General features: G+C 68.7%; 23 protein-coding genes. 17 read left to right on the forward strand and 6 right to left on the reverse strand.

Annotated elements, in window-relative coordinates; translation table 11 throughout:
* Positions 1–227: 227 nt before the first annotated feature.
* On the forward strand, positions 228–413 hold the full coding sequence (locus HHL28_RS00325; RefSeq protein WP_075770650.1) for a hypothetical protein: 186 nt from the start codon (positions 228–230) through the stop codon (positions 411–413).
* Positions 414–506: 93 nt separating this feature from the next.
* Here the strand turns inward: HHL28_RS00325 and hemJ are convergent, their stop codons facing one another.
* Positions 507–938, reverse strand: a complete 432-nt coding sequence (gene hemJ, locus HHL28_RS00330) for a protoporphyrinogen oxidase HemJ (RefSeq protein WP_075770651.1) — start codon at positions 936–938, stop codon at positions 507–509.
* Between the two features lie 79 nt (positions 939–1,017).
* A complete protein-coding gene (locus tag HHL28_RS00335; RefSeq protein ID WP_075770682.1) occupies positions 1,018–1,581 on the reverse strand; it encodes a nucleotidyltransferase family protein in 564 nt (187 codons plus the stop codon).
* A 161-nt stretch (positions 1,582–1,742) separates the two neighbouring features.
* Between HHL28_RS00335 and HHL28_RS00340 the strand changes: the two genes are divergently transcribed.
* The 4 genes from HHL28_RS00340 (at position 1,743) to HHL28_RS00355 (ending at position 6,441) form a co-directional block, all read left to right on the forward strand.
* Positions 1,743–1,922, forward strand: coding sequence for a hypothetical protein (locus HHL28_RS00340; protein WP_169654489.1), 180 nt, complete (start codon positions 1,743–1,745; stop codon positions 1,920–1,922).
* Positions 1,919–2,338 carry a putative toxin-antitoxin system toxin component, PIN family gene (locus HHL28_RS00345; protein WP_083699020.1) on the forward strand — a complete coding sequence of 140 codons (420 nt, stop codon included), beginning with the start codon at positions 1,919–1,921 and terminating at the stop codon, positions 2,336–2,338. Before HHL28_RS00340 ends, HHL28_RS00345 begins: the two co-directional genes overlap by 4 nt.
* Positions 2,339–2,497: 159 nt before the next feature.
* Positions 2,498–3,799 carry an adenosylhomocysteinase gene (gene ahcY / locus HHL28_RS00350; RefSeq protein ID WP_075770653.1) on the forward strand — a complete coding sequence of 434 codons (1,302 nt, stop codon included), beginning with the start codon at positions 2,498–2,500 and terminating at the stop codon, positions 3,797–3,799.
* Between the two features lie 203 nt (positions 3,800–4,002).
* Positions 4,003–6,441, forward strand: coding sequence for a PAS domain-containing sensor histidine kinase (locus HHL28_RS00355; protein ID WP_404326154.1), 2,439 nt, complete (start codon positions 4,003–4,005; stop codon positions 6,439–6,441).
* 181 nt (positions 6,442–6,622) lie between these two features.
* On the opposite strand, the gene HHL28_RS00360 is transcribed toward HHL28_RS00355, so the two are convergent.
* Complete coding sequence (locus tag HHL28_RS00360) at positions 6,623–6,889, reverse strand: hypothetical protein (protein WP_075770654.1); 267 nt, start codon at positions 6,887–6,889, stop codon at positions 6,623–6,625.
* Positions 6,890–6,981: 92 nt separating this feature from the next.
* A complete protein-coding gene (locus HHL28_RS00365) occupies positions 6,982–7,698 on the reverse strand; it encodes an endonuclease III domain-containing protein (protein ID WP_075770655.1) in 717 nt (238 codons plus the stop codon).
* A gap of 670 nt (positions 7,699–8,368) precedes the next feature.
* Between HHL28_RS00365 and HHL28_RS00370 the strand changes: the two genes are divergently transcribed.
* From HHL28_RS00370 to HHL28_RS00420, 11 genes are all read left to right on the forward strand, one after another.
* Entirely contained in the window at positions 8,369–9,157 is a 789-nt protein-coding gene (locus tag HHL28_RS00370) for a (Fe-S)-binding protein (RefSeq protein ID WP_075770656.1), read from the forward strand.
* Positions 9,154–10,584 carry a LutB/LldF family L-lactate oxidation iron-sulfur protein gene (locus tag HHL28_RS00375; protein WP_075770657.1) on the forward strand — a complete coding sequence of 477 codons (1,431 nt, stop codon included), beginning with the start codon at positions 9,154–9,156 and terminating at the stop codon, positions 10,582–10,584. The genes HHL28_RS00370 and HHL28_RS00375 overlap by 4 nt, the downstream gene beginning before the upstream one ends.
* On the forward strand, positions 10,577–10,789 hold the full coding sequence (locus tag HHL28_RS00380) for a hypothetical protein (RefSeq protein ID WP_169654491.1): 213 nt from the start codon (positions 10,577–10,579) through the stop codon (positions 10,787–10,789). The genes HHL28_RS00375 and HHL28_RS00380 overlap by 8 nt, the downstream gene beginning before the upstream one ends.
* Positions 10,753–11,253, forward strand: coding sequence for a LutC/YkgG family protein (locus tag HHL28_RS00385; protein ID WP_169654493.1), 501 nt, complete (start codon positions 10,753–10,755; stop codon positions 11,251–11,253). The genes HHL28_RS00380 and HHL28_RS00385 overlap by 37 nt, the downstream gene beginning before the upstream one ends.
* Before the next feature lie 123 nt (positions 11,254–11,376).
* Positions 11,377–11,754 (forward strand): hypothetical protein, encoded by a 378-nt coding sequence (locus HHL28_RS00390; RefSeq protein ID WP_169654494.1) that lies wholly within the window; start codon positions 11,377–11,379, stop codon positions 11,752–11,754.
* Entirely contained in the window at positions 11,724–11,999 is a 276-nt protein-coding gene (locus tag HHL28_RS00395) for a Smr/MutS family protein (protein ID WP_169654495.1), read from the forward strand. Before HHL28_RS00390 ends, HHL28_RS00395 begins: the two co-directional genes overlap by 31 nt.
* A 73-nt stretch (positions 12,000–12,072) precedes the next feature.
* Positions 12,073–13,329 (forward strand): Hsp70 family protein, encoded by a 1,257-nt coding sequence (locus HHL28_RS00400; protein ID WP_075770659.1) that lies wholly within the window; start codon positions 12,073–12,075, stop codon positions 13,327–13,329.
* A gap of 188 nt (positions 13,330–13,517) precedes the next feature.
* Complete coding sequence (locus HHL28_RS00405) at positions 13,518–13,868, forward strand: helix-turn-helix domain-containing protein (protein ID WP_075770660.1); 351 nt, start codon at positions 13,518–13,520, stop codon at positions 13,866–13,868.
* 105 nt (positions 13,869–13,973) lie between these two features.
* Positions 13,974–14,420 (forward strand): Fur family transcriptional regulator, encoded by a 447-nt coding sequence (locus HHL28_RS00410; RefSeq protein WP_075770661.1) that lies wholly within the window; start codon positions 13,974–13,976, stop codon positions 14,418–14,420.
* An 11-nt stretch (positions 14,421–14,431) separates the two neighbouring features.
* Positions 14,432–14,665: a hypothetical protein gene (locus HHL28_RS00415; protein ID WP_404326158.1), complete on the forward strand. Its 234-nt coding sequence runs from the start codon at positions 14,432–14,434 to the stop codon at positions 14,663–14,665.
* 110 nt (positions 14,666–14,775) lie between these two features.
* Entirely contained in the window at positions 14,776–15,465 is a 690-nt protein-coding gene (locus HHL28_RS00420) for a dihydrofolate reductase family protein (protein ID WP_075770663.1), read from the forward strand.
* A 35-nt stretch (positions 15,466–15,500) separates the two neighbouring features.
* On the opposite strand, the gene HHL28_RS00425 is transcribed toward HHL28_RS00420, so the two are convergent.
* Both HHL28_RS00425 and HHL28_RS00430 read right to left on the reverse strand, forming a co-directional pair.
* A complete protein-coding gene (locus HHL28_RS00425) occupies positions 15,501–16,481 on the reverse strand; it encodes a sodium-dependent bicarbonate transport family permease (protein ID WP_075770664.1) in 981 nt (326 codons plus the stop codon).
* 116 nt (positions 16,482–16,597) lie between these two features.
* Complete coding sequence (locus tag HHL28_RS00430; protein ID WP_404326160.1) at positions 16,598–16,846, reverse strand: hypothetical protein; 249 nt, start codon at positions 16,844–16,846, stop codon at positions 16,598–16,600.
* Positions 16,847–17,465: 619 nt separating this feature from the next.
* Between HHL28_RS00430 and dnaK the strand changes: the two genes are divergently transcribed.
* Positions 17,466–19,391 (forward strand): molecular chaperone DnaK, encoded by a 1,926-nt coding sequence (gene dnaK, locus HHL28_RS00435; RefSeq protein WP_075770666.1) that lies wholly within the window; start codon positions 17,466–17,468, stop codon positions 19,389–19,391.
* The last annotated feature ends 97 nt before the right edge of the window (positions 19,392–19,488 follow it).

Below are 19,488 nucleotides of genomic sequence, written 5' to 3' on the forward strand. Positions count from 1 at the left end.
GGCGGCCAGGATGCGGGTGCATCGGCGCACCCCCGTTGCCGGGCCGACCCTGCCCTTTGCGGGCTTGCATCCAAGGTTCCCGCCGCATCGTAGGGGGTAACGAGGTAAGCCAAGCGTCCGGGCGGGTTATCCCCGCGCGACTTTGCTTTTGGCGGGTGCGTTGCGCGATAGTTGGACGAATCGGCGGTTGTGGCGGCCCTAGGCGGCCAGGTAGCACGGAGGGCACGATGGAGAACCGGACGGACGCATTCCTGTACCCCGGCGAGCCCCGCCTGCGGGAGCTGCTGGACGACCCCTTGGTGCACATGGTCATGGCCCGCGACGGGGTCTACCCGTCGGAGGTGCTGGCCCTGGTCCAGGACGTGGCCCGCCGCCGCGCCAACCAGTGCGAGGAGCGCCGGGCCGTCGCGTAAATCGTAGGTCGGATTAGCGGCCGCAAGGCCGCGTAATCCGACGTCGCACGGGTCAGCTGTCGGATTACGCCCCGCTAATCCGACCTGCGACCCCTAAAACGGCTTCACGATCACCAGGATGACCACGCCGACCATCAGCGCGGTCGGCACCTCGTTCATGATGCGGAAGAACTTCTGCGGCCGGGCCCGCTCGTCCCGCTCGAACTCCTTGCGCCACTTGGACATCATGCCGTGCATGGCGGCCAGGCCCAGCACCAGCAGGACCTTGGCGTGCAGCCAGCCCTGGCCCTTCAGCCAGCCCGGTTCCATGGCCACCAGCGTGATGCCCAGGATGAAGGTGGCGATCATGGCCGGGGTCATGATGGCCTTCAGCAGCCTGCGCTCCATGACCTTGAACCGCTCCGACTCTGCCGAGCCGGGCTCCGTCTCCGTGTGGTAGACGAACAGCCGGGGCATGTAGAGCATCGCCGCCATCCAGGCGATGATGGCGATGACGTGCAGCGCCTTGACCCAAAGATAAGCCATGTCCGCGGGCTCCCGGTCCCTTGTGGTTGCCCGGCTTATAAGCGAGGACGGGCATTCCCGCCACCCATCCGCGCACGCCTCACGCCACGACCGTCAGCCACGGCCAGCGCGCCCGGTAGCTGGCCAGCTTCTCCGTCAGCCGGGGCGGGTTGTCGATGGCGGGGTTGGGCCGCAGCACCCCGTCCCACAGCTCATCCAGCCCGTACGGCGCGTACACCTCCCCCACGCCGCCTCGCCCGTCCGGCGTGACACCGACGCAGGTGCAGGCCACCAGGAACCGGTCGATGCCGTCGCGGGCGGATGTCAGCGCCGGGTAGGGCCGGCCGAACCGCCCCTCGTACCACAGGTGCACCCGCGCCTGGTTCCGCACCTCCACCACCGCGCCCAGGTCGGCGTACAGCGCCTCTGCCGCCCGGATGGCCCGGTCCTCGGCCCCGTAGCTGGTGTCCGGGTCGAAATAGAAGACGTCGTAATCCTTGACGCCATGGTCGGCAGGCAGGCCGGACCGGTGGTTCCACACCGCCTGGTACACGCACCCCGCCACCAGGTGCGCCTGGGGCAGCCCCAGGGCAGGCAGCCGCTCCAGCACCGCCCGGTTCACCGGGTTGGAGAGGGCGAGGGCGGCGAGGGTGTCGGGGCTCATGACCCCCGGCATAGGGCCGTGCCGGACCCGGCGCAAGGGCCTATGCCTTGCCGTGGGGGCTCGCCTTGGGTACCCTCAGCTCCCATGAACGCCATCACGCGCATCGTCCTGGCCGGCGACCTGCCCGAAGCCCTGCGCGGGACCTGGACCCCGCCGCCCTGGTGCGCGTCACCGTGGCGCCCGAGCCCGACCGCCAGGCCCAGGTGGCCGCCTTCATGGAAGCATGCGACCGGCTGAGCGATGAGGCGCAGCGCAATGGCCTGACCGAAGAGATCCTCCAGGAAATCCTGGACGAAGCCAAGGCGGAACGCATTGCCGCCCGTGCCCGGGGTGAGCGGTGATCTTGGGCCCCAGGGTCACCTTCGATACCAATGTTATCGTCAGCGCCGTCCTGTTCAAGAACTCGGTCCCCCGCCGGTGCGTGGATCATGTGCGGGTGCGTGGCAGCTTGATCCTGTCCGTGCACCTTCGGGCCGAACTGGTCGATACGCTGCACCGTCCAAAGTTCGACCGGTACGCGCCATTGGCTGAGCGCCTGTCTTTCCTGGGCCTCATCGCGTCGCCGGAGGACGATTTGATGATCTCCGCCGCCTCGGGCCTCTGCCGGGATCCAAAGGACGACATCGTGCTCGCCACCGCGGTCGCCGGTGGGGCCGACTTCATCGTGACCGGGGATGACGACCTTCTCGCCCTGGTGGAGGTGCGGTCCATCCCCATCCTCACCCCCGCCGCCTTCCTCGCCCACGTCGCCCCCTAACCGGCACGCACCTCTCATATACACATAAAGATATCTTTATGCTTGCTAGGTCCCGTCGCCGCTGGTACACCCAGCCCCAGCCGGCGCCCGGGAACCCAGGCGCTTGTCCGGGGGCTGCCGTCCCCGGGCCACCAGACGACTGTTTCCGAGGGACCGAGCATGAGCGCCACCGCCTTCACCGACTACCGGGTCAAGGACATCTCCCTGGCCGAGTGGGGCCGCAAGGAGATCAACATCGCCGAGACCGAGATGCCAGGCCTGATGGCCCTGCGCGAGGAGTTCGGCGCCTCCCAGCCGCTGAAGGGCGCCCGCATCGTCGGCTGCCTGCACATGACCATCCAGACCGCCGTCCTGATCGAGACGCTGACGGCCCTGGGCGCCTCCGTGCGCTGGTCCTCCTGCAACATCTTCTCCACCCAGGACCAGGCCGCGGCCGCCATCGCCGCCGCCGGCATCCCCGTCTTCGCCTGGAAGGGCATGAACGAGGAAGAGTTCTGGTGGTGCATCGAGCAGACCCTGCGGGGCCCGGACGGCTGGACGCCGAACATGATCCTGGACGATGGCGGCGACGTCACCCAGATCATGCACGACAAGTACCCGGAGATGCTGGCCGAGGTGAAGGGCCTGTCGGAGGAGACCACCACCGGCGTGCATCGGCTGTATGAGATGATGAAGAAGGGCACCCTCAAGGTCCCGGCGATCAACGTCAACGACAGCGTCACGAAGTCCAAGTTCGACAATCTGTATGGCTGCCGCGAGTCCCTGGTGGACGGCATCCGCCGCGCCACCGACGTGATGATGGCCGGCAAGGTCGCCGTCGTCGCCGGCTTCGGCGACGTGGGCAAGGGCTCTGCCGACAGCCTGCGCAGCCAGGGCGCCCGCGTCCTGGTGACGGAGATCGACCCGATCTGCGCGCTGCAGGCCGCCATGCAGGGCTACCAGGTGGTCACGATGGAAGAGGCCGCCCCCGTGGGCGACATCTTCGTCACCGCCACCGGCAACGTGGACGTGATCACCCTGGACCACATGCGCGCCATGAAGGACCGGGCCATCGTCTGCAACATCGGCCACTTCGACTCCGAGATCCAGATCGCCTCCCTCCAGAACTACAAGTGGGAGGAGGTGAAGCCGCAGGTGGACGAGGTGGTGTTCCCCGACGGCAAGCGCCTGATCGTCCTGGCCAAGGGCCGCCTGGTGAATCTGGGCTGCGCCACCGGCCACCCCAGCTTCGTCATGTCCGCCAGCTTCACCAACCAGGTGCTGGCCCAGATCGAGCTGTGGACCAACCACAAGAACTATGAGAACAAGGTCTACGTGCTGCCGAAGCACCTGGACGAGAAGGTGGCCCGCCTGCACCTGGCCAAGATCGGCGTGAAGCTCACCGAGCTGACCCCCGCCCAGGCCCAGTACATCGGCGTGGAGAAGGCCGGCCCGTTCAAGCCGGACCACTATCGTTACTAAGAATTTCCCTCACATTTGTGGGAAATGCGGGGGCGCGGCCATCCGGTCGCGCCCCTTTCCTTTGCGGCAGGCAGAAATCCCACGGAATTTTTCCGGAATAGGCCTGCCCGCCTTGCATTCTGCCACACCGCTTTACTAGATTGGTTCCTGTGACGACACCGCCCACGGGGACATACCTCGCGGGCATCGGGGCCGCCATCCTGGTGCTCGCGGGGCTCATCCTGCTCGCTCTGTCCAAGGGGACCGCGGGGCCGCTGCCCTATGCCCTGGCCGCGGGCCTGTCGGTGGCGGGTGCCCTCTGGTGCCTCTACCGCCTGCGCCGGGTGCTGCGCGCCGCCGGGCGGCAGGTGGTGGACGCGGGTGCTGAGGCGCAGCGCATGAAGGCCATGGTCGGGGCCATGCCCGACCCCTGGTTCGCTTGGGAGATGGGGCCGGACGGCCGCGTCGGCGCCCATGCCGGCAGCGAGGATTTTGCCGCCATGCTGGGCCTGTCCCGGGTGGACAGCCTGGACATGGTGGAACAGGCCCTGGCCCCGTCCGATGCCGCCGCCCTGCACGGGGTGGTGGCCCACCTGCGGGAAACGGGCCAGCCTTTCCTGATCACCGTCCGCCTCGCCGACGGCAGCCGCACCTTCCAGGCGGCGGGCGGGCGCGGGCACCAGGCCGGCGGCGGCGCCCTGGACGTGCTCTGGCTGCGCGACGCGACCCCCCAGGCGGCGGCGGAACTGCGGCTGGCCAGCGCGCGGGCCGAGGCGGAGCGGGAACGCCGGCACCTGTTGGACAGCCTGGATGCCCTGGCCCTGCCGGCCTGGCAGCGGGGCCGCGACCTCAGCATCACTTGGTGCAACCGCGCCTTCGCCCGGCTGGTGGACACCACGCCGGAGCGGGTGGTTGCGGAACAGATGGAGCTGCCTACCTCGGGCTTCGCGGAGCCGGCCCGCGGCCTCGCCCTGGTGGCGCGGGAACGGGGCGCCGCCATCACCGAGGCGCGCTTCGTCGTGGTGGAAGGGGACCGCCGCCTGTTCGAGCTGACGGAGATGCCGGTGGCCAGCGGCGGCTTCTTCGGCTTCGCCGTGGACCGCACCCGGGAACGGCACTTTGCCGACGAGTTGGACCGCCATATCGGCGCCCATGCGGAGGTGCTGGAGCAGCTCGGCTCCGCCATCGCCATCTATGGCCCGGACACGCGGCTGAAATTCTACAACCAGGCCTATGCCCGCCTCTGGGGCCTGGACGAGGGCTGGCTGCGCACCGAGCCGCCCTATGGCGAGGTGCTGGAGGATTTGCGCGCCCGCCGCAAGCTGACGGAGGAGGCGGACTTCCCCCGCTGGAAGCGTCAGATGCTGGGCCAGTTCACCAGCCTGATTGAGCCCCAGGAGGATCTGGTCCACTTGCCGGACGGGCGGACCCTGCGGTCCCTGTCCGTGCCGCACCCGTTCGGCGGGCTGATGTTCGTGATGGAGGACGTCACCCACACGCTGGCGCTGGAATCCTCCTACAACACCCTGATGGCCGTGCAGCAGGAAACGCTGGACAATCTGGCCGAGGGGGTGGCCGTGTTCGGCGGCGACGGGCGGCTGAAACTGTCCAACCCGGCTTTCGCCCGGCTCTGGCGCCTGGGGTCGGATGTGCTGCGCGGCGAACCCCATGTGGGCGAGGTGGTGGAGGCGGTGCGCGGCCTGCTGCACATGGGCGGCGACTGGCGGGAACAGAAGGGCGAGCTGGTGGCCCGGCTGCTGGACCGGGAAGGGACGTCGGGCCACATCAACTGCTCCGACGGCACGGTGGTGCGCTACACCCAGGTGCCGCTGCCCGACGGGGCGGTGCTGCTGTCCTGCCTGGACATCACGGACACCGTGCGGGTGGAAAAGGCCTTGCGCGCCAGCAACGAGGCGCTGGAGACGGCGGACCGGCTGAAGTCCGAATTCATCGCCAACGTCAGCTACCAACTGCGCACGCCGCTGAACGCCATCATGGGCTTCGCGGAAATCCTGCATAACCAGTATTTCGGGGAACTGAACGTCCGCCAGCTCGAATATGCCCGCGGCGTGCTGGAGGCCAGCCGCCGCCTGCTGGCGCTGGTGAACGACATCCTGGACCTGGCCACCATCGAGGCCGGCTTCATGGTGCTGGAACGGGAACCGGTGGACGTGGCCCAGCTCCTCCACGGGGTGGCGGGCCTGACCCGCGACTGGGCGCGCAAGCAATCCCTGGACCTGCGGGTGGAGGTGCATGACGGCATCGGCACCCTGTCGGGGGACGAGAAGCGGCTGAAGCAGGCCCTGTTCAACCTGGTCAGCAACGCCATCAAGTTCACCCCCGCCGGCGGCCGAATCACCCTGTCCGCCGTCCGCACGCCCGACGCGGTGACCCTGGCCGTCAGCGACACCGGCATCGGCATCCCCCAGGGGGACCGGCAGCGGGTCTTCGGCCGGTTCGAGCGCGGCCAGGGCCCCGCCAACGGCTCCGGCGCCGGCCTCGGCCTGTCCCTGGTCAAGAGCTTCATCGAGCTGCACGGCGGCAGCGTGTCCATGGAAAGCACCAACGGCGTCGGCACCACCGTGCGCTGCCGCCTGCCGGTGGACCTGCCCGACGGGGGCGGCGGCAGTCTCACCCCGGCCATCACCCAGGCGGCGCAGTAGAAGCGATCAACTTGCCCCTTGCCTGCCTGGAACGAGCCAACCCCTCTGGTTGGGCAGTATCTGGCATAAGGCACCACGGAAGCTGAACAGCAGGACTTTACCAAGCGCATGAGTTGTTGGATCATGAGCTTGGAGGCCGGCGACTGCCGGCCCGCGGGCCCTTGCCCGCGTGAGCCAAGCGTCAGGACGGGCGGCCTTCCCGCCTTTGCCGTGCCATCTCTGCCAAGGACACCCCGACAAGGCCCAAAGCGGACCCAATGCTGACCATGCTCAGGATGTTGCGGTTCTCACGGTGGCTTTCGGCATAGGTCTGCATGATCTCGGGCACGGACAACCGCGCCAATTCCTTCAAAGGCGCCGCGGGCTCCCGACTTCCGAAGAAGAACACGATTGCCGCGCAAGCCATGACCCCCGTCAGAAACGCCCGCGCAGCCCTCAGCAAACCCATGGTATTTTCCCCTAACGTTCTGCGGAGGATGACACGCCACAGGCACTCGTCAAGGTGGTGCAAATGTATGTGGCAGCGCGGATCGCCACCTCCTACTCATGATCCGTCACCCCCACCTGCTGGCATTGGCGCAGCAGGGGGCAGGTGGAACAGCGCGGGGCCACCCCGGTGCAGATGTGCTTGCCGAAGGGCACCAGCCGTTCGTTGATCTCCACCCGATAGGTGCGGGGCAGGATGGCCTCCAGCGCGGCCAATGTCGCCTCCGGCGTCTTTGTCGCCACATAGCCCCAGCGGTTGGTTACCCGGTGGACATGGATGTCCACGGCGATCACCGGCAGGCCATAGCCGATGCCCAGGGCCAACCCGGCGATCTTCGGGCCGACGCCGCGGAAGGCGGTCAGCCCCTCCAGCGTGTCCGGCGTCCGCCCGCCATGCTCCTCCGCGATGCGGCGGGACAGTTCCTTGATGTCCCGCGCCTTCGGCTCCGGGAAGGTGGCGCCGTGGATCAGTTCCACGATCCGCTCCTCCGGCAGGGCGGCCATGGCCCCCGGCGTGTTCGCCACCGCGAACAGGCGCAGCGACACGGGCAGGCTGACCTCATCCCGCGTGCGGGCGGAGATCAGGGCTGAGACCAACTGCTCGAACGGCGTGCCATGCCCCCGGTCCCGCAGCTCGAACATGGCCGCCTTGGGCAACCCGGCCGTCGCCTCCCGCAACAGGCCGAACACCAGGTCGATGTCGAACGGATCCTTCCCAGGGGGCGGGACGGGGTCGGGTCCTGGGTCTGGCTGGCGTGCGGCGCGGGGCATGGGGGCACTCGGCTTGCCTGTGGGGCTGCCAACAGGGCCTCGTGCCTGGAATTCCTTCGCCTGTCCCGGGCTGCTGGCGGCGGGTGGGGCAGATGGGCGCGGGGTGGTGGGGGAACAGGATTGGCTGGATTGCGTGGGTATAAGAGAAGTGGGAAAATATTGAAAAAACGGGTCTGTAGATATCTTCGGAATCCTGCGAACGAGGATCTGCTTATTTTTGCTGGATGCAGAATGTCTTGTCCTCCTATCTATGAAGTCCTTTTGCTTCGTTGCATCCGTGTTTCCCTAACCATCCCTCCGCCTGGACAGCTGTCCTAAAGCATGCCATCCTGTCCGCCTGCGCTTTCCCGGCGCGGCGGTTCTTGGAAATGTGAATATGCCTGTAAAAGCCTTGCTGAGTATCCCTTAACTTTACCAAACCCGGACCCGGTAAAGTTAGTCACCTTAAGACCATTTCCCTAGCCAAATCAGGCACATATAACTTTATCTCGGTAAAGTTAAGCGTCAAATCAGGTAAAGTTAAGGTCAACTTAGTCAAGCGACGTCAAGCATCCACCCCTGCCGCCTTGTGCCTGGCGGGGCTTGTGGGCGGATGGGCGCGCGGGTGATCCCGCAACGCAGCCATCGGTGCCGTTGCCCTGCGGGGGGCGCGTCCCTATTCTCCTTCCCCATGAACAGCTTCCCCGAAAAACCCCGTCCCCGCGTCGGCCTGCTGGTCACCTGTCTGGTGGACCTGTTCCGACCCTCCGTCGGCTTCTCCGCCGTCAAGCTGCTGGAGGATGCCGGCTGCGACGTGGTGGTGCCGGAACAGACCTGCTGCGGCCAGCCCGCCTGGAACAGCGGCGACCGGGCCGACACGGTGGCCCTGGCCAAGGCCGTGATCCAGGCCTTCGAGGGCTGCGACTATGTGGTGGCGCCCAGCGGCTCCTGCGCCGGCATGCTGCGCAAGCACTACCCGGAAGCCCTGGCGGATGAGCCGGACTGGGCGCAGCGGGCCCATTTCCTGGCAAGGCGCACCCATGAGCTGGTGTCCTTCCTGGTGGATGTCCGCGGCATGCGGGGCGTGCAGGCAAGCTACCCCGGCACCGTCACCTACCATGACAGCTGTTCCGGCCTGCGGGAGCTGGGGGTGAAGGCGCAGCCGCGGGAACTGCTGGCCAGCGTCAAGGGCCTGTCCCTGACCGAGCTGCCGGAGGCGGAGGTCTGCTGCGGCTTCGGCGGCACCTTCTGCGTCAAGTACCCCGACATCTCCGCCAAGATGGTCAGCGACAAGGCCGCCCACATCACCTCCACCGGGGCTGACACGCTGCTGGCGGGGGACATGGGCTGCCTGATGAACATGGCCGGGCGGCTGCAACGGCTGGGCAGCCCGGTGAAGGTGCGCCACGTGGCAGAGGTGCTGGCCGGCGACATCTCGGCACCGCCCATCGGCCAAGGGGAAGGGGAGATCACGCGATGAGGTCCACCGCCCACGCCTTCAAGGAAAACGCCCGGACCGCCATGGCGGACCCGGACCTGACCAAGGCCCTGACCAAGTTCAAGACCGGCTTCCCCCTGAAGCGCGCCCAGGCCGTCGCCGCCCTGCCGGAGTTCGAGGCCCTGCGCGACGCCGGCAAGGCCATCAAGGACCACACCCTGGCCCACCTGGACCTGTACCTGGAGGTCTTCGAGCAGAACGTGCGGGCCCGGGGCGGACACGTGCACTGGGCGCGGACGGCCGCGGAGGCGAAGGAGATCATCCTGCGCCTCTGCCGGGAGGCCGGCGCCAAAATGGTCACCAAGGGCAAGTCCATGGTGTCGGAGGAGGTAGGCCTGAACACCGCCCTGGAGGCGGAAGGCCTGGAGGTGGTGGAGACCGACCTGGGCGAGTACATCCTGCAAATCCGCAAGGAGGCGCCCAGCCACATCATCGCCCCGGCCCTGCACCTGTCGAAGGAGCAGGTGGCCGACGACTTCCGCCGGGTCCACACCCACTTGGCCAGCGACCGCAAGCTGTCGGAACCCGCCGACCTGCTGACCGAGGCGCGGGTGCTGCTGCGGGACAAGTTCCTGAACGCCGAGGTGGGGATCACCGGCGCCAACTTCCTGATCGCGGAAACGGGCAGCACCGTCATCGTGACCAACGAGGGCAATGGCGACCTGACCCAGACCCTGGCCAAGACCCACATCGTCCTGACCAGCATCGAGAAAGTGGTCCCGACGCTGGAGGATGCCTCCACCCTGCTGCGGCTGCTGGCCCGCTCCGCCACGGGGCAGGAGTTCTCGACATACACCACCTTCTCCACCGGCCCGCGCCGGGCGGACGACCTTGACGGGCCGGAAGCCTTCCATGTGGTGCTGCTGGACAATGGCCGCAGCGCCCTGCTGGGGACGGAGATGCAGGAGGCGCTGCGCTGCATCCGCTGCGGCGCCTGCATGAACCACTGCCCCGTCTACCATGCCGTCGGCGGGCACGCCTATGGCTGGGTCTATCCGGGCCCCATCGGCGCGGTGGTGGACCCGGCCCTGCTGGGCATCGCGGAGGCGCGGCACCTGCCCAACGCCAGCACCTTCTGCGGCCGGTGCGAAAGCGTCTGCCCCGTGCGCATCCCCCTGCCGAAGCTGATGCGCCTGTGGCGGGAGAAAGAGTTTGAGGGCAAGCTCAGCCCGCCGGCCCAGCGCTGGGGCCTGGGCGTCTGGGCCTTCGTCGCCCGGCGTCCCGGCCTCTACCGCCTCGCCACCGGCCTGGGCATGCGGGTGCTCGGCATGGCCGGGGCCAAGCGGGGCCGCTTCCGCAGCCTGCCCCTGGCGGGCGCCTGGACCGCGGCGCGGGACTTCCCCGCCCCGGCGGGCAAGACCTTCCAGGAGCTGTACAAGGCCCGCCGGACCGGAGTCCACCATGGCTGACGACGCCCGCAGCGGCATCCTGGGCACCATCCGCCGCGCGGTGGAGGGCCAGCGGGACGAGGCGGCGGCCCGCGCCGCCGTGGCCGACCGGCTGGCCCGCCATGCCCGCAACGTCATCCCCCTGCGCGCCCAGCTCCCCCCGCCCAGCAGGTCGAGCTGTTCCAGCGCATGGCCCAGGCGGTGGGCGCCACGGTGGAATTGGTGACCGACCCGGCCCGGGTGCCGCACATGGCTGCCGACTACCTGTCCAACCACAATTTGCCCGCCCGGGTGCGGGTGGCGCCGGACCCGCTGCTCCAGTCCCTTCCCTGGGACCGGCGGCCCATGCTGGAGGTGGCCTTCGGCCGGGCCACGGCCGACGACCAGACCAGCCTGACCACTGCCGTGGCGGGGGTGGCGGAGACGGGCACCCTGATGCTGGCCAGTGGGCCGGACCAGGCCACCACCCTGGCCTTCCTGCCCACCAACCATGTGGTGCTGCTGCCCCTGTCCCGGCTGGTGGGCACCTATGAGGAAGGTTGGGACATGCTGCGGGCCCGCGGCCGCGGCCAGCCCCGCACGGTGAACTTCGTCACCGGCCCCTCCCGCACCGCCGACATCGAACAGACCCCCCAGGTGCACGCCCACGGTCCCGGCCGCCTGCACATCCTCCTGCTGGCGGATATGTGATGGGTTTCTTTGCGCCCTCAAGCGCCGGGCGCCGCCATCCGGCGGCTTGGCTTACGCGCCCATGGGGGCGCGGGCCGGCGGTCGCCGGCCTTGTCAGGCGCCCATCCGGGATGGGCACCTGCCTTGTCTAAGGGCCGCCGCACCCCCAGCGCGGCGGAGGTGGAGCTGTGGCGCACGGTGATGCGCGACGCCGTGCCCCTGCGCACCGCCCGCCTGGGCAAGGCGCAGGCCCTGGCCCAAGCGGCCCCCACGCCCGCCCCCCAGCCACCCCCGCCGCCGGGGCCCGTGGCGAAGGCGCCCGCCAAGGCGCCGCCGCCCTTCAACGTGGCCGAACGCATGGCCCAGCTCCTGGCCGCCGTGCCGGTGAAGGAAAAAGCCGCCGTCACCCTCAACCTCGCCCCCGCCCCCTCGGGCCGAAGTCCGGCATCGATAAGCGCACGGACGAGAAGGTCCGCCGCGGCAAGCTGCCGGTGGACGGCCGCATCGACCTGCACGGCATGACACAGGGGGAGGCCCACGACGCCCTGCTGGGCTTCGTCCGCCGCAGCCATGACCAGGGCCGCCGCCTGTTGCTGGTCATCACCGGCAAGGGCGGGGCCCCGCGCGGGGAGGGCATCCTGCGCAGCGCCGTCCCCCGCTGGCTGAACGAGGCCGCCTTCAAAAGCCTGGTCCTCGCCATCCACCAGGCCCAGCCCCACCATGGCGGCGGCGGGGCCTATTATGTCTTCCTGAGGCGGCGGCGCTGAGTCGAAGCCGTCTTGACTCCCCCGGCAACCTCCCCTAGAACCCCCGGCCCTTTGCCGGACGGGAGGTGCTGTGATGGTCGCGTGTGGGCTCGATTTCGGCACGTCCAACTCCACCCTCGGCGTCGCCCTCGCGGATGGCGCGCGGATGCTGCCGCTGGAAGGGGACGACACCACCCTGCCCAGCGCCATCTTCTTCGACTTCGAGGCACACCGCCCCAGCTTCGGCCGGGCGGCCCTGGCGGCCTATGTGGCGGGGGGCGAGGGGCGGCTGATGCGGTCCCTGAAGTCCGTCCTGGGCACCAGCCTGATCGATGAGGAAACCCTGCTGGGCCGCCGCCGGGTGGGCTTCCGGGAAGTGATCGGCCTGGTGGTTCGCCACATCAAGGCCACGGCGGAGGCCCATGGGGGGCGTGAGCTGACCCAGGTGGTCCATGGCCGCCCGGTACACTTCGTGGACGGGGACGAAGCCGCCGACCGCCGCGCCCAGGACGCGCTTGAGGACATCGCCAAGGCGGCGGGCTTCACCGAGGTGTCCTTCCAGTACGAGCCCATCGCCGCCGCCCTGGCCTATGAGGCTGAAATCAACGCGGAGCAGGTGGCCCTGATCGCCGACATCGGCGGCGGCACGTCCGACTTCTCCATCGTCCGCATCGGGCCGGAGCGGTCGGGCAGATCGGACCGGGCGGACGACATCCTGGCGAACGACGGGCTGCGCATCGGCGGCACCGACTTCGACCGGCTGCTGAGCCTGGAGGCGGTGATGCCGCACCTGGGTTACCGGGCGCCACTGCGGCGGGCCGGGTTGCTGACGCCCAACCACTGGTACGCGGACCTGGCCACCTGGGCCAAGATCAACTTCCTCTACACCCCGCAGATGCTGGCGGAGGTGCGCCGCGTGGCGCGGGAGGCGGTGGCGCCACGGCTGCTGGACCGCCTCGCCACCGTGCTGGATCAGCATCTGGGCCATGCCCTGGCCATGCGGGTGGAGGCGGCGAAGATCGCCCTGTCCGGCAGCCCGTCGCTGGACATCGACCTGTCCCTGGTCGAGCCCGGGCTGGACGCACCCGCCACCCGTGGCCGGTTGGGGGAGGCGATCGCGGAGCCGGTGGACCGGCTGGCGGCCATGACGAAGGACTGCCTGCGCCAGGCCGGGCTGAAGGCGGCCGACGTGGACGCCGTCTTCCTTACCGGCGGCTCCACCCTGCTCCCCGCCGTCCGCGGCGCCATCACCGCCGAGTTGCCGGAGGCGCGGGTGGTGGAAGGCGACAAGTTCGGCGCCGTGGGCCTGGGCCTGACCATCGAGGCGGGGCGGCGGTATGGGGCGGCGTAGGGCCGTTCACACGGACTGCACGGACACGCCACGGACGACACGGACGGCAGAAAGCCGGTCGGCCAGCCCTGGAGACGTCGCTTTCCTGCCTGCGGCGCAGCCCTTATCCTCCTGTCCGTGCCCGTCCGTGGAGTGTCCGTGTCGTCCGTGTCCCCCATCCATCCCCCAGGCCGAGGGGAAAGTCAGCCATGACCCCCTTCGGTGAGCGCGTGCGGCAGTTGCGGGCCCGGAAGGGCGTGCAGTTGAAGGAGATGGCGGCGGAGCTGGAGATCAGCTCGGCCTACCTGTCCGCCCTGGAGCATGGCCACAAGGGCGTGCCCTCGCCCATGCTGGTGCGGCAGATCTGCGGCTATTTCGGCCTGATCTGGGACGAGGCGGAGGAGCTGGAGCGGCTGGCCGCCCTGTCCGACCCGCGCGTGGTGGTGGATACGGCCGGCCTGACCCCCGACCACACCCTGGCCGCCAACCTGCTGTCCCGGCGCATCGCCAAGCTGGACGCCGACACGGTTGGGACATTGCTTGACCTGTTGCGGCGTTAGGCGGATTTGCCGACCCGGTTTTCCTGGACGGAAGGTTTGCCCCTCGCTTCCGACCGGTCTATTGTCCATATGAGTGATGTAGCCGCCCGGTCCCGGAGTTCAGCCATGCCGTCCCGCCTCGAACAGCTCTGCCTGCAGAAGGGCCTGAAGATGACCGAGCAGCGGCGCGTCATCAGCCGCGTGCTGTCGGAATCCCATGACCATCCGGACGTGGAACAGGTCTACCGTCGTGCCTCGGCCCTGGACAACAACATCTCCATCGCCACGGTCTACCGGACCATGCGCCTGTTCGAGGAAGCCAACGTCATCGAGCGTCTGGACTTCGGCGACGGCCGCGCCCGGTATGAGGAGGCGAAGGAGGAACACCACCACCATCTGATCGACGTGCAGACCGGTGAGGTGGTGGAGTTCGCCAGCGATGAGCTGGAGCGCATCAAGGAAAAGATCGCCGACGAGTTGGGCTACAACCTGATCGGCCACCGGCTGGAGCTGTACGGCGTGCGCAAGAACGCCGCCGGCAACGGCAAGGCCGCTGGCAACGCCAAGTCCTGAAGGGAACCAGCGTGCGTCGACCGCGGATGACGGCCCTGCCGGCCTGTGGGCCTTCCTCGGACGGCGATTGCTGCCGCCCGGCGGTCCAACGCGCCTACCGTGAGCTGCTGGCCAAGGGGGAACCCGACCGGTACTGCTATGAGGCGGCCATGACCGTCTATCGCTGGCACCACCCGGAAACTCCGCCCGAGTCTGCCGACAGCATCGTCACCGCGTGGGTGGCGGCGACGGACACCCGGCACTGACCGCCCGAGCGCCCCGGAAAAAAGCGCGCGCCCCTGTCGGCCCCGGCCGCCCCCGCCCGTCCTAGGGCCAACAAGGGCCCCCGGCGGGCCCGGCACCCAGGGAGTGGTCGATGCGCAAGCTCATGGTTTCCACCTTCGTCAGCCTGGACGGCGTGATGCAGGCCCCCGGCGGCCCGGACGAGGACCCCCGCGGCGGGTTCACCCTTGGCGGCTGGACCGTCCCCTATTTCGACGAGGCGCTGGGGGCGGAGATGGACGACATCTTCGCCCAACCCTTCGACCTGCTGCTGGGCCGGCGCACCTACGACATCTTCGCCGCCCACTGGCCCCATGTGCCGCTGGAGCCGGGCCAGCCGGGCTATGACCCCGGCAGCGTGGACATCGCCCGCAAGTTCAACGCCTGCGCCAAGCATGTGGCGACCCATCGGCCGGAGTCCCTGGCCTGGCAGAACAGCCACGCCCTGGGCCCGGACGTGGCCGCCGCCGTGCGGGTGCTGAAGGGGCAGGACGGGCCGACCCTGCTGGTCCAGGGCAGCAGCGAGCTGCTCCAGATCCTGTTCGCCCACGGGCTGGTGGACGAGGCGCGGCTGCTGGTCATGCCCGTGGTGCTGGGCAAGGGGCTGCGCCTGTTCGGGGGCGGGGCCCTGCCGGCTGCTTTCCACCTGACCCACAGCTTCGCTACCCCCGCCGGCGTGCTGGTCGCCCGCTACCGGTTGGCGGGGGAAGTACAGACCGGTTCCTTCGCCCTGGAGGTACCGACGGAGGCAGAGGTGGAGCGGCGGCAGGCGCTGGGCGGCTGACGGCGCCTGCCGCGGCCGGGTGGCTGGGGGGCGCCTCACCCCAGCCAAGCCTGCCAGAGCTTGGCCATCTCGTAATAGATCGGCAGGCCCAGCAGCAGGTTGAAGGGGAAGGTCAGGCCCAGGGACCCCGTCAGGTAGATGCTGGGGTTGGCCTTGGGGAAGCTGGCCCGCACGGCGGCGGGGGCGTCGATGTAGCTGGCCGACGCCGCCACCGCCCCCAGCACGAAGGCCCCGCCCAGGGACAGGCCTGCCAGGGTGCCCAGCAGGGTGCCGATGGCCCCGTGCACCAGGGGCACCAGGATGGCGAAGGCCAGCATGACCCAGCCCACCCGCGCGAACTCCCGCAGCTGGCGGGCGGCGGTCATGCCCATCTCCAGCAGGAACAGCACCAGGAAGCCGCGGAACAGCCCCTCGAAGAAAGGTTGGATCTGAGCATAGCCCGTGTCGGTGGTCAGCATGCCCATGGCCATGCCGCCGCCCAGCAGCACGATGCCGCGGGACCGCAGGGTGGACAGGAACAGGTCGCGGAAGTCGCTCTGCCCCATCTCCGCCCGGCCGGTGGTGTAGCGGCCGATCAGCAGGGCGATGATGATGCCCCATTCCATCAGCGCCACCAGCCCGGTCATGAACCCCTCCGCCGGGGTGCCCAGGGCCTTGGCGAAGGACAGGGCGGCCAGGAAGGTGACGCTGGAGACGGAGCCGTAGAGGGCGGCCAGCCCCGTGGCGTTGTGCCGGTCGAACCCGCCCAGCCGGCGGGCGACGAGGTAGGCGTGGGCCGGCAACAGCAGCACCAGCAGGAACGTCACGCCGATGGCGCGCGACACCTCCGCCCAGGTGGTGTGGGCCAGCTCCCGCCCGCCCTGCAGGCCGATGGACAGCAGCAGGAAGATGGAGATCAGCCGCAGCACCGGCTCGGGGAATTCCAGCTCGCTGCGCACCAGCTGGGCCAGGACGCCCAGCACGAAGGCCAGGACGATGGGGGAAAGCAGGTTGTTGACCAGGATGTCGGCGGGCATGGGGCGAACCGTCGCGGGAATGGGTCCGCGGGTCCTACCACCGGCTCAACGATCGGAAAAATTGATTATTTCCGCCAATAACATTGGCGCTGCAAATGTCTGTGGTGTCCTGCCCTTCAGCAGCTTCCCACCGGTTCCCGGTCCATCAGGTCACGGCGGGGGTCGGTGGCGGCGTGGGCCCGGGCTGCGTCCTCCGCTGCCAGCGCGGCCAGCCCGATGAAATGGGCAAGGTCCAGCATGTGGCTCTGCCGTGCGTCGCTGGCCAGGCTGTCCAGGCAGCGTTTGATGGCCAGGGCCACGCTCTCCGGCCGATCCATCTGCGGCTCCTCATCCGGCCGCGTCTCTTCCCACTGTCGCTCCGACATGACCGCCCGCCGTCCCCGTTGCCACACCCATTCGGGATGGAATGCTCGGCTAAGATACATAAATCTTTCCGGATAGGGGAGGAGGAAAAATGCGCCTTTGTCTTGCAACCATGAATTGACTGAAGTCATCGCCCCGACCTTTCCGCCGTTCAAACTGCATTAACGTGAAGTGCCATAGGGTGATGGTAAGCTTTTACTTGTACGATTGCATCGCACGCCTTCCGGTTAATTGCCAGAATGGAGCGGCAGGGTAACCGGTGTCCATCGGGAACTTGTCCGACTAATGGTGTGCGGATCAGCCCGACACCCCATCATCCGGTAAGCGCCCGGCATGGGCCGGAAAGGGTGGCGGCCGGGCCCGCCCCTTTGCCTCCCCCATGCTTCCCGGGCGGGTGTGCCCTGTCCGTGACCGCTGCGGCGTGTGTGACACACGCCCGTTGCAGCCGGGCCGGCACCTGCCTATATCTCCCAGCGACGCGGGGGCTTTCCCACACCCCGCCCCGGCCCGCGGCCTCGCGGGTCGGTCGGTTCATCAGGGGAACACCGATATCGGGGATCGCGGCGGTGCCGTGGGGCATTGTGGGCCGCAGCCGATCTGCCGGAAACGAGAGGTCGCAGCATGAGCAAAGTCATCGGGATCGATCTTGGCACCACCAATTCCTGCGTGGCCGTCATGGAAGGCACGCAGGCCCGCGTGATCGAGAACGCCGAGGGGGCCCGTACCACCCCCTCCATGGTCGCCTTCACCCAGGGCGGTGAGCGGCTCGTCGGCCAGCCGGCCAAGCGCCAGGCGGTGACGAACCCCGACAACACCCTCTTCGCCATCAAGCGCCTGATCGGGCGCCGCTTCGAAGACCCGATGGTGAAGAAGGACATGGGCCTGGTGCCCTACAAGATCATCTCCGGCGGCAACGGCGACGCCTGGGTCGAGGCCCATGGCGAGAAGTACAGCCCCAGCCAGGTCAGCGCCTTCATCCTGCAGAAGATGAAGGAGACCGCGGAGGCGTACCTGGGCGAGAAGGTAACCCAGGCGGTCATCACCGTCCCCGCCTATTTCAACGACAGCCAGCGCCAGGCCACCAAGGACGCCGGCAAGATCGCCGGCCTTGAGGTGCTGCGCATCATCAACGAGCCGACGGCGGCCGCCCTTGCCTATGGCATGGAGCGGAAGGGCAGCGGCACCATCGCGGTCTATGACCTGGGCGGCGGCACCTTCGACGTGTCGGTGCTGGAGATCGGCGACGGCGTGTTCGAGGTGAAGTCCACCAACGGCGACACCTTCCTGGGCGGCGAGGACTTCGACGCCCGGATCATCGATTACCTGGCCGACGAGTTCAAGAAGGAGCAGGGCATCGACCTGCGCAAGGACCGGCTGGCCCTGCAGCGCCTGAAGGAGGCCGCGGAGAAGGCCAAGATCGAGCTGTCCAGCTCGATGCAGACCGAGGTCAACCTGCCCTTCATCACCGCCGACGCCAGCGGCCCGAAGCACCTGAACATCAAGCTGACCCGCGCCAAGCTGGAGGCGCTGGTGGACGACCTGGTCGCCCGCACCATCGAGCCGTGCAAGGCGGCCCTGAAGGACGCCGGGCTGAAGGCCAGCGAGATCGACGAGGTGATCCTGGTCGGCGGCATGACCCGCATGCCCAAGGTCATTGAGGCGGTGAAGCAGTTCTTCGGGCGTGAGCCGCACCGCGGCGTGAACCCGGACGAGGTCGTGGCCGTCGGCGCCGCCATCCAGGGCGGCGTGCTGAAGGGCGACGTGAAGGACGTGCTGCTGCTGGACGTGACCCCGCTGTCCCTGGGCATCGAGACCCTGGGCGGCGTGTTCACCCGCCTGATCGACCGCAACACCACCATCCCGACCAAGAAGTCCCAGGTCTTCTCCACGGCCGAGGACAACCAATCGGCGGTGACCATCCGCGTCTTCCAGGGCGAGCGCGAGATGGCGGCGGACAACAAGCTGCTGGGCCAGTTCGACCTGATGGGCATCCCGTCGGCCCCCCGCGGCGTGCCGCAGATCGAGGTCACCTTCGACATCGACGCCAACGGCATCGTCAACGTGTCCGCCAAGGACAAGGCGACGAACAAGGAGCAGACCATCCGCATCCAGGCCTCGGGCGGCCTGTCCGACGCCGACATCGACAAGATGGTGAAGGACGCGGAGGCCCACGCCGCCGAGGACAAGAAGCGCAAGGAGCTGGTCGAGGCGCGCAACCACGCCGACGGCCTGATCCACACCACCGAGCGGACCATCAAGGACAATGGCGACAAGCTGCCGGCGGCTGAGAAGGCCGCGGCGGAGAGCGCCATCGCCGCCCTGCGGGAGGCCGTGACGAAGGACGACGCCGCGGACATCAAGGCGAAGACCGACGCCCTGGCCCAGGCCAGCATGAAGCTGGGCGAGGCCCTGTACAAGGCCGGCCAGGAGGGTGGCGCCGCGGGCGCCGGCCCGACCGGCGGGGCGGAAGAGGGCGCCGCCGGCGGCTCGGAGAAGGTGGTGGACGCCGACTTCGAGGAAGTGGACGACGACCGCAAGAAGTCCTGATCTCGACAGGTCCGTCGGGCCACACCGCCCTGAAATGACGCGCGGGCCTGTCCGTTATCACGGACAGGCCTGTTGCGCTCAGGGCACTTGGATGTGA

Source organism: Aerophototrophica crusticola (assembly GCF_012913305.1).
Classification (GTDB): domain Bacteria; phylum Pseudomonadota; class Alphaproteobacteria; order Azospirillales; family Azospirillaceae; genus Niveispirillum; species Niveispirillum crusticola.